Origin of the sequence: Acinetobacter sp. P8-3-8, assembly GCF_000214135.1 — a bacterium.
GTDB lineage: Bacteria > Pseudomonadota > Gammaproteobacteria > Pseudomonadales > Moraxellaceae > Acinetobacter.
The window spans coordinates 30950-45426 of record NZ_AFIE01000003.1 but is presented as its reverse complement, the minus strand read 5'-3'; the positions used below and the strand labels follow the sequence as shown (position 1 = coordinate 45426).

At 37.9% G+C, this 14477-nt stretch carries 10 protein-coding genes; 8 read left to right on the top strand and 2 right to left on the bottom strand.

Annotation, left to right across the window (positions count from 1 at the left end; translation table 11 throughout):
• Positions 1 to 38: 38 nt before the first annotated feature.
• Positions 39 to 3770: an exodeoxyribonuclease V subunit gamma gene (locus tag GGG_RS0102420; RefSeq protein WP_010111791.1), complete on the bottom strand. Its 3732-nt coding sequence runs from the start codon at positions 3768 to 3770 to the stop codon at positions 39 to 41.
• Between the two features lie 186 nt (positions 3771 to 3956).
• Here GGG_RS0102420 and GGG_RS0102410 point away from each other — a divergent pair, with 186 nt between their 5' ends.
• On the top strand, positions 3957 to 4469 hold the full coding sequence (locus GGG_RS0102410; protein WP_010111789.1) for a hypothetical protein: 513 nt from the start codon (positions 3957 to 3959) through the stop codon (positions 4467 to 4469).
• Between the two features lie 118 nt (positions 4470 to 4587).
• Here GGG_RS0102410 and GGG_RS0102405 read toward each other — a convergent pair whose 3' ends face one another.
• Entirely contained in the window at positions 4588 to 6006 is a 1419-nt protein-coding gene (locus GGG_RS0102405; RefSeq protein WP_010111787.1) for a polyphosphate--AMP phosphotransferase, read from the bottom strand.
• Positions 6007 to 6211: 205 nt separating this feature from the next.
• On the opposite strand from GGG_RS0102405, the gene GGG_RS0102400 reads away from it, so the two are divergent.
• The 7 genes from GGG_RS0102400 to GGG_RS0102370 all read left to right on the top strand — a co-directional run bounded on the left by GGG_RS0102400 (position 6212) and on the right by GGG_RS0102370 (position 14202).
• The gene (locus GGG_RS0102400; RefSeq protein WP_010111785.1) at positions 6212 to 6916 is read left to right on the top strand and encodes a hypothetical protein; all 705 of its coding nucleotides are present in this window, start codon (positions 6212 to 6214) and stop codon (positions 6914 to 6916) included.
• A 339-nt stretch (positions 6917 to 7255) separates the two neighbouring features.
• Positions 7256 to 8200: a bifunctional demethylmenaquinone methyltransferase/2-methoxy-6-polyprenyl-1,4-benzoquinol methylase UbiE gene (ubiE, locus tag GGG_RS0102395; RefSeq protein WP_010111783.1), complete on the top strand. Its 945-nt coding sequence runs from the start codon at positions 7256 to 7258 to the stop codon at positions 8198 to 8200.
• Positions 8201 to 8229: 29 nt separating this feature from the next.
• Positions 8230 to 8898, top strand: coding sequence for an SCP2 domain-containing protein (locus GGG_RS0102390; protein ID WP_010111781.1), 669 nt, complete (start codon positions 8230 to 8232; stop codon positions 8896 to 8898).
• 4 nt (positions 8899 to 8902) lie between these two features.
• Positions 8903 to 10522 carry an AarF/ABC1/UbiB kinase family protein gene (locus GGG_RS0102385; protein WP_010111780.1) on the top strand — a complete coding sequence of 540 codons (1620 nt, stop codon included), beginning with the start codon at positions 8903 to 8905 and terminating at the stop codon, positions 10520 to 10522.
• Positions 10523 to 10696: 174 nt separating this feature from the next.
• Positions 10697 to 11779, top strand: a complete 1083-nt coding sequence (locus GGG_RS0102380) for a patatin-like phospholipase family protein (RefSeq protein WP_010111779.1) — start codon at positions 10697 to 10699, stop codon at positions 11777 to 11779.
• Positions 11780 to 11850: 71 nt separating this feature from the next.
• A complete protein-coding gene (locus GGG_RS19420; protein ID WP_010111778.1) occupies positions 11851 to 12909 on the top strand; it encodes an SMI1/KNR4 family protein in 1059 nt (352 codons plus the stop codon).
• A 12-nt stretch (positions 12910 to 12921) separates the two neighbouring features.
• Positions 12922 to 14202, top strand: a complete 1281-nt coding sequence (locus tag GGG_RS0102370) for an NAD(P)/FAD-dependent oxidoreductase (RefSeq protein ID WP_010111777.1) — start codon at positions 12922 to 12924, stop codon at positions 14200 to 14202.
• Positions 14203 to 14477: the final 275 nt, after the last annotated feature.

Here is a 14477-nt window from a genome sequence, read left to right as displayed (position 1 = left end):
TTCAACAGTTGTTTGCGGAGAAGTCGTATTACTCATGATTATTCCTCCTCCACATATTGATACTGATAAATCGGTTGATACAAATCATGTGCAAATTGATCGCATGCATGTTTCAATAATGCCGTAGCATCTTGTTCTTGCAAGATAAATTGCCAATCTCGATGAAAGCGGGTGGCTTCATTATCTTCCACTGAAAAAGCACTAAAACGTGCGCCATCGGCATTCCACTCTTTTAATAGATCGCCCAGATTATCAGTCACCATTTGCCCAGATTCATTCTCAAACCATTCTAATGCTTTGTCTTTTTCTGCTAATTTTAATAATAAAGCCGCAGGTAAAACCAAAGGTTGTGACTGAGCATAGGCATAGGCCTTAAACCATTCGAGCAAGTATGCTTTGGCTTGTTTAGAACTTAATCCTGTACTGATAATGGTGACATCACTAAACAAAGCGATACGGCGCAACGCTTTGGATTGAGTATCATCTAAATCTAAATAACTGAGCCACAATAAATATTCTAGCCACACTTTGGCACGACGTTTCGCACGACCACTGGATGCATCTAAACTGACCCAATCTTTTATAGCATGTACAGGTACAATAATGTTGACAATTAGATGAGGTTCAATTCGCCATTGGCGTTGTGTGGTTGCTGTGACTTCAGTTGCATAGCGTTTTAAACGAGCATTCAAAGCCTCTTGTTCAGCCAAACTGATTTGCCAAGCACTGTGCTGAACTTTACCGATTGGCAATTGATCTTGTAGCTGATTTTGTAACTGGTTTTGTAGGTGCTCAGTACCATGAATGACTGATTGATCGGCTAGACTGTCTTTGCCTAAATCCTGCTTTTGTAAAAAATCCCGAATCTGATAACGTGCTAAACCATCTAAAACTAAAGGTTCAACTTGAGCTGGAATATCTTCCGCACTCAAATTTTCAACCCCTAGAGTTTTTAGATACAACCGTGCGGGAAAAGTCACATCCTGAATCCATTGCCCTGCATCTAAAACAGTAACGTCATCTTGTACAACAGGATACGGCGTATTTGCCCATGCATCTCTGTGCGATAAGCGATCGGCTTGGCGGATTTGTTGAGCCACTTGATACCATTGATCTTGATAGCGAATATTTTCTGCTGATTCAAAACCATTTGGGTCAAAAGGTTGTAAGCTATGAATGTGATATAGGGATTGAATTTGTTCAGGAATTTCAATGCCGTTTAGCTCAACCAACGTATCGGTTTGATCAGATAACGTTGATTCAGATTGGCTGATAAAAGCAATATGATTCATCAATTCTTGCAATACACTAGATGGATCACGAACTTCACCATCACTCACATCAAAACCATTATAAAACAACCACAAGTTTTCTTGCGCCAAAAGCAAAGCATCCAAAAATGCCCCTTGGTCATCATCTAAACGGGAACGATCACCCAATTGAGGTTTAAGAATTTCCATCAAATCGAAAGGTAAGTGTGAACTTCTATTTGGAAATTTCCCACCATCTAAATTCATCATCACAATCAATTTATACGGTAATGGGCGAATCAAACCAATTTGGCTAAAGGTGATCTGCCCTGTCGGTAAAGCCTGATCAATTTGCCCTTCTAAAATGTTTTGGATTTCGGTAAGTAAATACGGTAATGGCAAATGAATATTTTTAAGAATCGGATTTTCTTGTTCATCGTAAAAACTGGCTAATGTGAGCATACGCTCTTGTTTTTTGACAATTTCACGGACTGATTTTAGCGCTTCAACTCCTGCTTGCTCAAATTCGAGAATGTCTTGCATCAGTAATTTTAACCATGTTTCAGCATCCGATTTTAAGCCTGATTCTGTACCTAACTCATGTGCTGTCATCCAATGGCGACGTTCTGCAAAATCCTGATAGATCTCAATGAGTTTACTGATTAACTCAAAATCACTAGGTAAAACTTGTGCATAACTGAGCGTATTTTCAAACATCGCATGTTCTGGAATAGCCACCCCCAAAACCAAACGATCTAAAGCAAATTTAAAACTAAAACGGTAATCTTCATCATCTGCGCTTAAACCGCGTTGCAAATGTGCATCATCCAAACCACGCTTAAACCCTGCACTGATCAATAGTGCGATCATGCGTTCAGTATTTGGAATATTCAGCGCATAACGTAATTGGGTTGCACTTAAATTCAACCAATCTGCAAAATCTTCAATGGTGAAACGACCTTCCACCAACTGAATCCGCCCCAAAACGGCACGCCATGCATTGACTGCATCCAGTTGTGTCACCCCTGCAATTTTAACAGGTAGATAAACACCCTCTTGATGAGGCACATGTGGAAATACACTTCGAATCAGCGGTTCAACCTGTTTTAAATCAGGGACTAAAACCAATACATCACTTGGACGATGTGGATTTTCAGCACTACTTTGCGCTAACCAGTGAATCAATTGATCTTTTAATACTTCCAGTTGACGAAGCGAAGAATGACAAACATGGATTTGGATTGAGTCATCTTGTTTTTCTATGCGATACGCATGTGCTTCTGGTTCAACCAAGTACAGAATATCGGACTGTAACTTTGACAATAAATGCGTCGGTTCTTCATCAACAAAAGCATCCACCCATTGCCCTTCTTCACCTGATGAAAGGTTGGATAAAATAGAGAAATGGTCACGGGCTTGTTTACCAAAACGGGTGAGCAATGGATGGCGTGATTCACGAATTTCAGCATTAAAATTTAAGGTAAATTCATCAAAGAATTTTTGAATATCTTCATCAGTCGCTTTAGGATGTTTTGCAATAAAACGCTCTTTAACTCTTAAATCATATTGCTTTTTCCAGTTTGGATCGACACTGTCCGCCCAATATTCTTGTGATGGGTTGTAATGTAAAATCACCACATCCAAATATTGTCCTAAGCGTCTTAAAAATTGTAATTGGCTCGGTGGCAGATCCAATAAAGTAAAAACAATCAAACGATTCGGTAATTTTTTTAATGCTTTTTGACGACGTTCAGGGTCATCCATGACTTGCCAAAAATCAGCATCAATACTTTGCATTTCAATAAAATCTTCATGAAATGTATGTTGCCATAACCAACGTTGCCAACGTTCTAATTGCTGTGCTTGATTTAAAGTAAATGCTGAAACTTGTTGATTGGTCTTAAAAAATTGTTGTTCTAAATCCAGTTCTCGACCTTGCCCCCATTGCCCTAACCAATTGTTTGGACAAGTACAAGTATCACCCTGATTCTGCTGGCAACCACGTAAACAATCACCACGATATTGCATATAGTTACTGAACAATTTCGAGACTTGTTCAGATACCCAATACAGCATGCTTTGTTTTTTAAGTTGTTTCTCTAAACCATTTTCAAGCTGTGAAGCAGAGTCATAAATACGTTGAATAATTGAATAAAGTGGATGATCTTCTGCAAGACTATTTTCAGCCGTTTCGATAAAGCCCTTTAAAGTTTGATAAATCCGCCATTTCATAATCAAACGTGGAATATTGGCCTTACGAACTTTATCCTTATCTTCTAAAACTTGTTGATAGGCAAACCATTGAAACCCACGAATGCGTTGATGGAACAGACTATTGGCACTAATACCTTGTTGTTCTGCAATTTTTTGAGTTAACCATTCCTGAACTGCAGGGCTTGGAACAATAAAATGTTGCGTTTGGAGCACAGCAAACGGATTCTTGGAAGGCTTGACTGTATTTTGCAATAGACCTTGCACCAATACTTCAATGCTTTGACTTTGAATCACATGAATTGCCATAATCCCTCAACTGTTAATATTCAATGATTTGTATAAGTGCACAAAAACATAAACATTCGCCACTATACATCTGCATAATACTATGGCATTTTTAAAGCATTATTTGGAAATAACTTCACAATTTCAAGCTTAAAAGCAGCTTCGCCAGAAATATGATAAAAAGCTTGAATCAAAGGTAATTGTTTTATGAAAATTGATAAAATTCCAGACTCGATCGACCCAAATTTAAACCTAGAACAAATTCGAGAAGAATGTTTAGAACTGGTGAAAAAACGTTCTTATGTATCGGCAGGTGCAGCGGTTGTTCCTGTACCTTTCTTTGATGTCGTGATTGATGTGGGAATGCTGTCTTTTTTGATTCCTGAAATTAATGCTCGTTTTGGTTTAGCACCTGATCAAATCAGTGTTTATGACCCTGCAACGAAAAAAATCCATTGGAATGAATTACGCAAACGTGGTTTTGAGTTTTCAGGTTTAGTGGTTGCACGTACCGCAGTAAAATCATCTTTAAATAATATTGCAGCCAAAGTCATCACCAAACAAGTGACTAAGTTTATTCCTTTAGGTGGTTCAATCATTGCAGCAAGCTTGGGCTATATTGTGATGAAAAAAGTTGCCGAAGCACACGTTGAAGATTGCTACAAACTTGCCAAGAGCATTCAGCAGAAACAACAAGCCAGTGTGGTTAAATCTGCTTGATTTACATACTAGAGGGTTTTTAATCCTCCCTTTTTTGAAAAAAGGGACTATAAAATACAAATCCCCCCCTTGCGGAGCACGCTCCTCACCTTTGATAAAGGAAGGAGCTTTAACTAAACTAATCCGTTTTTAACTGTTTTAAAATTGCTTTTAAAACCTGTATACGTGCTGAATATTTATCATTGGTCGCAACAATATGCCACGGCGCATACGAAGTATTAGTACGTGCAAACATATCCGCAGCCGCATTCAAGTAATCATCCCAATGCCCACGATTGCGCCAATCATCAGGGGTAATTTTAAAACGCTTATGCGGTGTTTGTTCACGAGCTTTAAAACGAGCCTCTTGTTCATCCTTGGTTATCGCCAACCAAAATTTGATAATCACCGTTTGATTATCTGTTAAATCTTTTTCATAACGGTTAATTTCATCGTAAGCACGTTGCCACTCAGCAGGTTTAGCAAACCCTTCAATCCGTTCAACCAAGACTCGTCCATACCAAGTGCGATCAAAAATCGTAATTTCCCCCTTATCTGTCAACTTCGTCCAAAAACGCCATAAATAAGGACGACGTAACTCATACTTTTCAGGTGCTGCAATGGTATGGATTTCGTATTCACGAGGATCAAGCTTTTTCACAATTCGTTTAATTGCCCCACCTTTACCTGCCGCATCCATCCCTTCAAAAGTAATGATGATATTGCGTGAATCATTGCGCAGGGCATCGGAGACCTTCTTCGTCAGTTTTTTTAATTCCGCTTGGTAATCTTCTTTACTCATTTGCTCTGTAGAAGGGTTCAGTAACTCCTCTGGAATAGGCGCTTGACGCCATTTAGTACGCACTGTGGTTTTATGTTTCGGTAATTGTTTTAAGGCATGCAAAATATATTGTGCAAATTGTTGATCACGGACTGTTTCATCCTCACAATCAATCACATACCAATCATCGGTAAATCGCTGACGTAGTTTTTGCACATTGTCATATTGCTTTTTATTACGCCAATCCAAACCGAATAATTTATGCCATCGCTGTTGCGAAGCATCCATATCATCCATACGTTTTTGTAAGTTTTTCCAAGGTAAATCAAACCAAACCTTAATAACATCGACATTATTATTTTTTAAATCTTGTTCATAAGAACGCATATTTTCGACATAGGCGTCAAATAGTGTGTCATCCAAAGGCGTCGATACATGCAAAGCAGTGGCCAATAAATCACTGTACCAATTGCCAAAAAACACCTGAATTTGACCTTCGGCAGGAATAAAACGTGCATACGGTTGCCAAAATGTTTGTTTACTTTCAAATAAATGTGCTGGATCAGCTTTCACACGCAGATAACGAGGATCAACCCATTCACGTAATTGTTTTACTGCCTCACCTTTCCCTGCCATTTCAATACCACTGACAAGAATCACTAAGCTTTTTGCATTATTTTGATCTCGCGAATTTTTCAAAGCATATTGTGCTTCAATCAAATCCACCGATAATTCTTCTTCATTGCGTACAGAAATTTGTAATTGTTGTTCTAACATAAGCTTCACATTTTAATGAGTCATTTCATTTGAGTATAACCACTTCACTTATTGAAATTTATATATTTTATGTATAGAAAATAAAAAAATTGATGCTCTTAAACATATAGACTGGCATTATTTATGCATTCTTTTGATTTAATTGTCATAGAGATAGCGTTAAACTGTCTTTATGCTTTTAAAAAATGATATTTAGAGTTTTTACATGTCTAAACTTGCAGAACTAGACCAGCTTTTAGAACAATACCAACAATTTAGCTACCATACTGACCCAGTTTTAGAAAAACGCTTACATGAAGCACAAGATTGGTTAAAAATGCGCATTCAACGCACCCATCATGAATTGTTTAATCAACCTGAAAATCAGTTGATGGCAAAATATTTTATTAATCGTTTATATGGTGGGCCAGAATTTGATGATTTGGCGGTTCAAATTGAGCGCCTATTAAAATATGCCCATAAAGCTGAAAAAATCATTCCTGAAAATGCCATCAAAACAGGACTTAAATCGGTTGGCTTAGCTGTTTTGGCTATGCAATTAGATGAAGATGTTGCAGCACAACTTCTCAAAGATTATCCAGTGAATCAAGCCATTGATGATGAAATGATGCGTTTAACCCTGATTAAACTCGATCAACAGCAAGCCCGTGATCAACAATTACTGTTATTAGATGATTTAGGCACAGCATTAGATAAATATATGCGTTCATTCATCATGCATACTGCTTTTAAAATGTGTAAGGGCACAGCAAATAAGTATCACTTTGAATTGATGTATGACTTTATTGGTGAGGGTTTTGTTGCGATGAAGCCAATGAAATCTGCGGCAAAGTTCATTCACGAATTTACAGTGAAAGAACGTGAAATCGTTGAAAAAGTGCATTCAGGGCAAGCAAATCCATTTGCTTAATCTTTTAGTGCACTCAATAAATAGTATATTTGCTCAGCAATAGCATATTTACACAGAATTAAGCTATTGCTTTCATTCAACTATTTGATATTTTCACTTAAATAACTGATAAAAGGTGTTCACTTCGTATAGGCTGATTAATAAATTGAGCAATGTTATAGTTTTTAAATGATTTCAATTCATTAGCCTCTCTTTTTCATTTATTTCTAACGCTATTCACAATCTTTTTCTGTATATTATTCATAACAATTGCATGATGAACACTGCAAAATTTTACAGAATCTGTCATTATGCATCGCAAGACGAAATTTCTAATTTTTGTGTTCAGGAGTGACTTAAATGTCGAATGAAAACCAAAAGCCAACCCCACAAGCAGAGTCGGCAACAAATACAGACAAAGTCAGTCCTTTCCTAAGTGAACCATTACCGCAAGGCACACCACAAGGTCAGCAACAATCATTACAACAACAGTCGGTAGATACTCCAGTTTCTGGCACTGTGCCTAAATACAATTTGCCACGTGGTGCAAACACTGGAAACGTGGGCGCAACCACGCATTTCGGCTACAAAACTGTCAGTAGCGAAGATAAAGCGCAAAAAGTTGCCGAAGTTTTCCATTCTGTTGCAAGTAAATACGACATTATGAATGACTTGATGTCATTTGGTATTCACCGTCTATGGAAACGCTTTGCGATCAATATGTCTGGCGTGCGTCGTGGTCAGCGTGTACTTGATATCGCAGGCGGAACAGGCGACTTAGCTAAAGTTTTCAGCCGTGAAGTTGGCCCAACAGGTCATGTTGTATTGTCTGATATTAATGAATCGATGTTGAATGTCGGTCGTGATCGTTTAATCGATGCAGGCTGTACCAATGTTGATTTTGTTTTGGCAAATGCTGAAACATTAGAACCTTTTGAAGACAATAGCTTTGATCTTTTGACCATCAGTTTTGGTTTACGTAACGTGACCGATAAAGATGCGGCACTTGCTGCAATGTACCGTGTCCTTAAGCCAGGTGGTCGTTTATTGGTATTAGAATTCTCTAAACCTGTATTTGAGCCATTCTCAAAACTCTATGATTTATATTCATTTACAGCACTTCCGATCATGGGCAAAATCATTGCCAATGATTCTGAAAGTTATAAATATTTAGCAGAATCGATCCGTATGCATCCTGACCAACGTACGCTGAAAAGTATGATGGAAAATGCAGGCTTCCAGAATTGTGATTACCACAACCTTACAGGTGGTATTGTCGCAGTTCATCGTGGTTTTAAACTGTAATCATTCACAGTCAACGGATCAGGTAAACTATGTGGTCGATTCTGGCACTCGGTGCAGTTGAACGATTAATCAATCAATTCATAAACTTGGATGCGATTACTCGCATCCAGTTAAATACATTGCAATCTCAAATGTTGCGTGTGGTGATAGATACGCCACAGCTTTCGGTTGATGTTTATTTTGATGAAAATAAAGTTCGCTTAGAACCAACAGTGACGGGTCATAGTGATGTTTCCTCAATCTTTGAACAACGCCCATTTGATCAAAAAGTTGCCATATCAGAAGCAACCGCAACACTTCATGTAAAGAACATCGTTGAATTATTAAAGCTGTTATTGTCTGATGATGTTGGCAATATTCCTTTGCAAGGCGATTATCATCTTTTACAGGATATTCAACGGATCATCCAACAGGCTGAGCCAGATTTAGCATCTCACTTAAGTCCTTGGATTGGCCCTGCACTTGCTCATGAAATTGCAAAAATTCAATTGGCACCCAAACATTTAAAACGTTCATTACAAAGCCATTTATTTTTTGCTGAAGATTTTCTAAAAGAAGATAGCGGCTTGTTCGCACCTCGTTGGCAAATGGATGATCTACAACAAGATACTCGCCAGCTTAACCAAAATATTGACCGTCTAGAAGCAAAAATTAAACAGCTTCAAATGGCTTTCACTCCTACACAATTTGGTGATTGATTTTATGATTCCGCACATTACCCGTTTATTCGAACTTTGGCGCATCGCCGCGCACTATAGACTCGACACACTGGTTCCTGCGGATGAACTCCCAGAAAAAGCAAAACATGCTTTGGCTTTGATTCGTCTACACCCTGCTGCTTGGTCGAGCAGAGAACGTAAAAATCCATTGAAGCTGAAACTGGCTTTAGAAGAAATGGGGCCTTTGGCGATTAAACTTGGGCAGTTACTTTCAACTCGCCGTGATTTGATTTCACCTGACATTTTACAACAATTGGTGTTATTACAAGATCGTGTTAAACCCTTTGATTCAAAGGTCGCTAAAGCTCGAATTGAAGAGTCATTAAAAGCCAATGTCAGCACTTTATTTGCTCGTTTTGATGATCAACCTCTAGCAGCGGCATCGATTGCACAGGTTCATACAGCAGCCTTACATGATGGTCGAGAAGTGGTTGTAAAAGTCACCCGTCCCGACATTCGTAGTCAAATCTTAGAAGATTTTGAAATTTTGACATGGCTCGGTGCGAATCTTGAAAAACGTTTAGAAGCTGCCCGTGCTGTACATTTATCTGAAATTATCCAGAACTATCGTCAGGTCATTTTAAATGAATTGGATTTGACTTTAGAGGCAGACAATACTCGCCGTATGCGTCATTACTTTACAGGTTCAAGCATGATGTATGTGCCTGAAGTGTATATGGACAGTAAAGATGTCATGGTGGCTGAACGAATTACTGGCGTTCCAATTTCAGATATTGAAACTTTTGAAAGACTTGGCATGGATCGTAAAGATCTTGCTGAAAAAGGTTTAACCATCTTCTTTACCCAAGTATTCCGTGACAACTTTTTCCATGCAGATATGCACCCTGGAAATGTCTTTGTTGAAACGCTGAATCCGACTCACCCTCGTTATATTGCATTGGATTGTGCAATTATGGGGGAATTGTCTAAGCAAGATCAGATGACTGTTGCTCGCATGCTGCTTGCAGTGATGAACAGTGATTTTATGCAATTGATTCAGATTGTGCATCAAGCTGGTTGGATTCCACCGGGAACCGATCAAGATGCTCTAGCCCGTGAAATGCGTCGTACTGTTGGGCCTATGGTGTCTAAACCGATGCATGAATTAGACTTTGCAGGGATTTTGCTGCAAGTCATGGATATTGCCCGTCGCTTCCATTTAGAAATTCCACCACAGTTAATGCTATTACTTAAAACATTGGTACATGTGGAAGGCTTAGGAACAGATTTATATCCTGAACTGGACATTTGGAGTCTGGCAAAGCCAATCCTGACCGAATGGGTTAAAGCACAAATGAATCCGCAGAAAAACTTAAAAGAATTGGGACAAAAAATTCCTGATTTACTTTTAGGTGCGCAGGATTTCCCAACGCTGATTGTAGACAGTTTAAATGGTTTAAAAAACCAATCTGCTTGGCATGCCAAACAGCTCCATGAATTACAAATGATGCGTTTAGAAGTTGAACATCAACAAAAACGGAGTTGGATTTTTGGCAGCATCATGGCAATTTTCTTATCGATTGCGATTATTGCGCCATGGTATGTTTCCATTGTTCTGATTGTATTCGCTGGTATTTTAGCGCTTTGGCGGATTGCAAAGTAATAAAACAGTTGAAACTATAATTCAAAGTAAGATCAAATAAATAAGCACAATAGCGGCTGAAAGGTCGCTATTTTTTGTATAACAATGACTCCAAAGTCACCCACTGAAACCTCTCGCCATTGCGCTGTCATTCACTCAATCTAAAATAAAACATCAGTTTGAGTGAGTACAATCATGACCCAAATTCTACAAAAACGTCCTTCGTCAATCACCCTACGTGTAGGCTCACTCGCCAAACAACTCATTGAAAATGAAGGTCTATATGCACATCAAGTCGATACTATTCCAGGTGCGGCAGGTGGTCCAAAAGGCATCGGGCTGACAGGATTAGATCAAGCCATTTTTGGTGAATTTCTCCCTCAAGCTAAACAACGCCGTTTCTTAATTGGCTCATCTGTTGGTGCATGGCGCTTTGCGGGGATTGTGACACAAGGTGAAAAAATTGGACCTGAAAAACTGGCTGAACTGTATATCAATCTTCCTTTTCGTAAAGGAATGAAAATTGCTGAAATTGAAAAAATTTCTAGAGAAATGCTCACAGGAATCCTTACCACTCAAACCCATAAGCTGATTGATCATCCTGATTATCATTTGACGATCATTGCAGCTAAAGCTCAGCATTTATTTCAAAGCGACCAAAAACTTGCGTTGTATGGATCACTACTTGGCATTATCGGTAGTAATGCAATTTCACGTAATCATTTAAATAAATTTATGCAACGTATTATTTGTCAGCCTGCTGATTTTCCACAATTTAAAATTCAAGAAGATGCATTTAAAACCCATTACGTCAATTTTAATCAGAACAATGTGACTGATTGGCTCATGGCTTCTGGCTCAATTCCTGGGGTTACACCTGCTGTAAAAAATATTGCCGATGCACCTCAAGGTGCGTACCGAGATGGTGGTTTGATTGATTACCATATTGATTTACCATTTCAAAGTAAAGGTGTTGTTTTATATCCACATTTTACCGACAGCATTACCCCAGGCTGGTTTGATAAAATGTTTAAATCACGCAAAGCTAATCCCGAAAATCAAGCTCGGACTGTGTTAATCTCTCCATCTCAAGATTATTTAAAATCATTACCTTTAGGACGTTTACCTGACCGTAAAGATTTTGTATTAAAAGGCTTAGATGAAAAGCAACGAATTCAGTTGTGGAAGCAATCTGTTGCAGAAAGTCAGCGTATGGGCGATGAGTTTTTAGAATTGGTTGAAAAGCAGGGTTTTGCTGAAATCATGCATGATTTATAAACAAAATTTGCTTATTGATGTAATCTTGATTAATCTGAAAATCAATAAAAATCGAGATTACATGATTTTCTATGCTAACAATAAATTTAAGTGAAAATGCATTTTTATTAAATCAAGAAGTGCTTCAATTTCCTGTTCCTACACAAAAATTAGTTTCTATATTAGGTTCTAAACATCGCGTTTTAAACTACGAAGTAAATACAATCTATGTTTGGGATGAATTAGGCATCTCTGCATATGCGCAACAAAATGATCTAATACAAAGCATTGAAATATCTTTTCTACATAAAGATTTTAATGCTTCACCTAAACAGCCATTTTCTGGGCAAATTATTTATCATCAACACGATGCTATTTCTTTATTTTTTGAGCATCCTGAACTGAGAAAACCTGCTTTTGAAGGTGATTCACACAGCGCATTAGTATCACATCATATTTGTGCATTCTTTCACGGCGATCTAAAGAAAAAACAAATCGATGGGATTAGTTTCTCTGCTTATGTTGAACCTGAGATTCCTGAATCGTTACCATTAGCTCCAGAATATGCCCATTTTCAAATTCTATGGTCAAATTGGCTCAATGCAATTCATTGTATCGTTCCTCAATACAATGAATATTATAATTTAAAACATGGTATACAAAACAAAGACCTTCAGGATATCCAAATGCAAAATGAAATGCATATGCCTGAAATTCTAATTAATTTTTATAAAGTTCATAACATTCATTGGAATGCTGTTACAGCAGTATTTACTTTTTTTGTGAATAGTTGGAATTATGATTTATTGCCTTTTGAAGACATTTATGAACATTGGCAAAATAATGTCGCACTCAATACTGGAGAGAATCTCGATCATTCGAATTATCCAAACTATGATGCTCGAATAAAAATAAATGACTATACCAATTTAAATTGGATACCATTTGCGGAAGGTAGAAATGGTGATTATCTAATGATTGATCTTGATCCTAGCGAGCAAGGACAATATGGTCAAATTATTGAATTACAAAATGAATCTTGGGAAAGAAATGTGATAGCCAGCACTTTAGAAGATTTCATTCAAATCAACATCGAGCAGCTAAAGAGCCCGAATGACATTCGTTATGAATTTATTTTAGAAAATGGTTAAATCATTCAATCTATGAATTCTAAAAGCCCACCCCACTTCGCCATCATCGGTACAGGAACAGCAGGATTAGCCACTGCGATTTTACTGGCACGTCAAAATATTCAAGTTACCATTTTAGAAAAGGTTGCAACACTTGAACCTGTCGGAGCAGGACTTTTGCTACAGCCTTCTGGCTTAGCTGTTTTTGAACATTTAGGTCTTTTAGATGAAGTTTTAAGACTTGGTGCAAAAGTCACTGGACTCAAAGGTCAGTTGCCAAGTGGTAATTTACTGGTCAATAGCCATTATCAACAAGCGCATCCTGATTTTTATGGTGTAGGTATCCATCGAGCAACGTTATGTCATGTTTTAGAAAATAAATGCCGTAAATATTCCGAACTGATTACATGGCAAATGAATGTTGATATTCAAAAATTAGAAGAAACATCAAACCAAGTTCGGGTTTTGGGTAGTAAAGATGGTGAATCATTTGATCAAGCTTTTGATGCTGTGATCATTGCCAATGGCGCACGTAGCCTTTTAAGACCTAAAGAATGGGTAAAGGTTGATCAAGCTTATCCTTGGGGAGCCAAATGGACGATTGTTCCTGAATGCCTTGAATTAGATACAGAAATTTTACATCAGTTCCATGATCGATCTAAAATTATGATGGGAATCTTACCGACAGGTACAGTTCCACATGAACCCAACCAAAGACTAACGAGTGTATTTTGGAGTCTTCCAAGTCATCAACTGAATCATTTTCTACACAACTCACAAGCCCGTTCCGACTGGTTAAATGAAGTGTCTAAACGCTGGAAACCTGCTGCCGATTGGTTAGAACAAGTCATTGCCCAGCCTGAACAAAAACAACAATGGCTATCGGCAAATTATCGTGATGTCGTCATGTCTAAATTTGGAGAAGGACGAATAGGTGTCATTGGTGATGCTGCTCATGCGATGAGCCCGCAACTTGGACAAGGTGCAAATATGGCGCTTTTAGATGCATGGGCTTTGGGGCAAGCTGTTCAAAATACAAGAAAAAATGAGAGCATTCATTATGTTCAACTCTGGCACACGTATCATCAACACCGTAAAAGTTCGACGGCATTCTATCAATTTTTAAGTCGTTTACTCACACCACTTTATCAATCTGATCTGTGGTGGGCAGGTGGTTTACGAGATTTAAGCTTTGCTTGGATGTATCGAATCCCCTATTTTCGTAAAGAAATGGCAATCACGGTTTCAGGTTTAAAATCAGGTATGTTGAGTCAGATGAAATATGAGGATATTGCTCAAAATGGCGATAAATAACGCTTAAACAATACCGTAGCAATATTGAAAAGCGTATTGAATATCTATTCAAACCAAACCAATCGGAAGTCATACCAATATCGTTTATTGGATCATTCACAATAAAATAAGTACCATCATTTTCGAATTTGGTATTTTAAATTATATTTTCGAGATGCCTCTGTTTAAACTCGGTTAGATAACTGTAGAAAGTTTCTCCTCAATCTTGTTTAAATCACGTAAACTATAGACCTCTACGTTGACAGCGTAGCGCTCTCAAAATTTATTAACTTGGT

Excerpts from the sequence above, each read along its gene's own strand:
- GGG_RS0102420 (WP_010111791.1), bottom strand. The coding sequence starts at position 3,770 with ATGGCAATTCATGTGATTCAAAGTCAAAGCATTGAAGTATTGGTGCAA.
- GGG_RS0102410 (WP_010111789.1), top strand. The coding sequence starts at position 3,957 with ATGAAAATTGATAAAATTCCAGACTCGATCGACCCAAATTTAAACCTA.
- GGG_RS0102405 (WP_010111787.1), bottom strand. The coding sequence starts at position 6,006 with ATGTTAGAACAACAATTACAAATTTCTGTACGCAATGAAGAAGAATTA.
- GGG_RS0102400 (WP_010111785.1), top strand. The coding sequence starts at position 6,212 with ATGTCTAAACTTGCAGAACTAGACCAGCTTTTAGAACAATACCAACAA.
- ubiE (WP_010111783.1), top strand. The coding sequence starts at position 7,256 with ATGTCGAATGAAAACCAAAAGCCAACCCCACAAGCAGAGTCGGCAACA.
- GGG_RS0102390 (WP_010111781.1), top strand. The coding sequence starts at position 8,230 with ATGTGGTCGATTCTGGCACTCGGTGCAGTTGAACGATTAATCAATCAA.
- GGG_RS0102385 (WP_010111780.1), top strand. The coding sequence starts at position 8,903 with ATGATTCCGCACATTACCCGTTTATTCGAACTTTGGCGCATCGCCGCG.
- GGG_RS0102380 (WP_010111779.1), top strand. The coding sequence starts at position 10,697 with ATGACCCAAATTCTACAAAAACGTCCTTCGTCAATCACCCTACGTGTA.
- GGG_RS19420 (WP_010111778.1), top strand. The coding sequence starts at position 11,851 with ATGCTAACAATAAATTTAAGTGAAAATGCATTTTTATTAAATCAAGAA.
- GGG_RS0102370 (WP_010111777.1), top strand. The coding sequence starts at position 12,922 with ATGAATTCTAAAAGCCCACCCCACTTCGCCATCATCGGTACAGGAACA.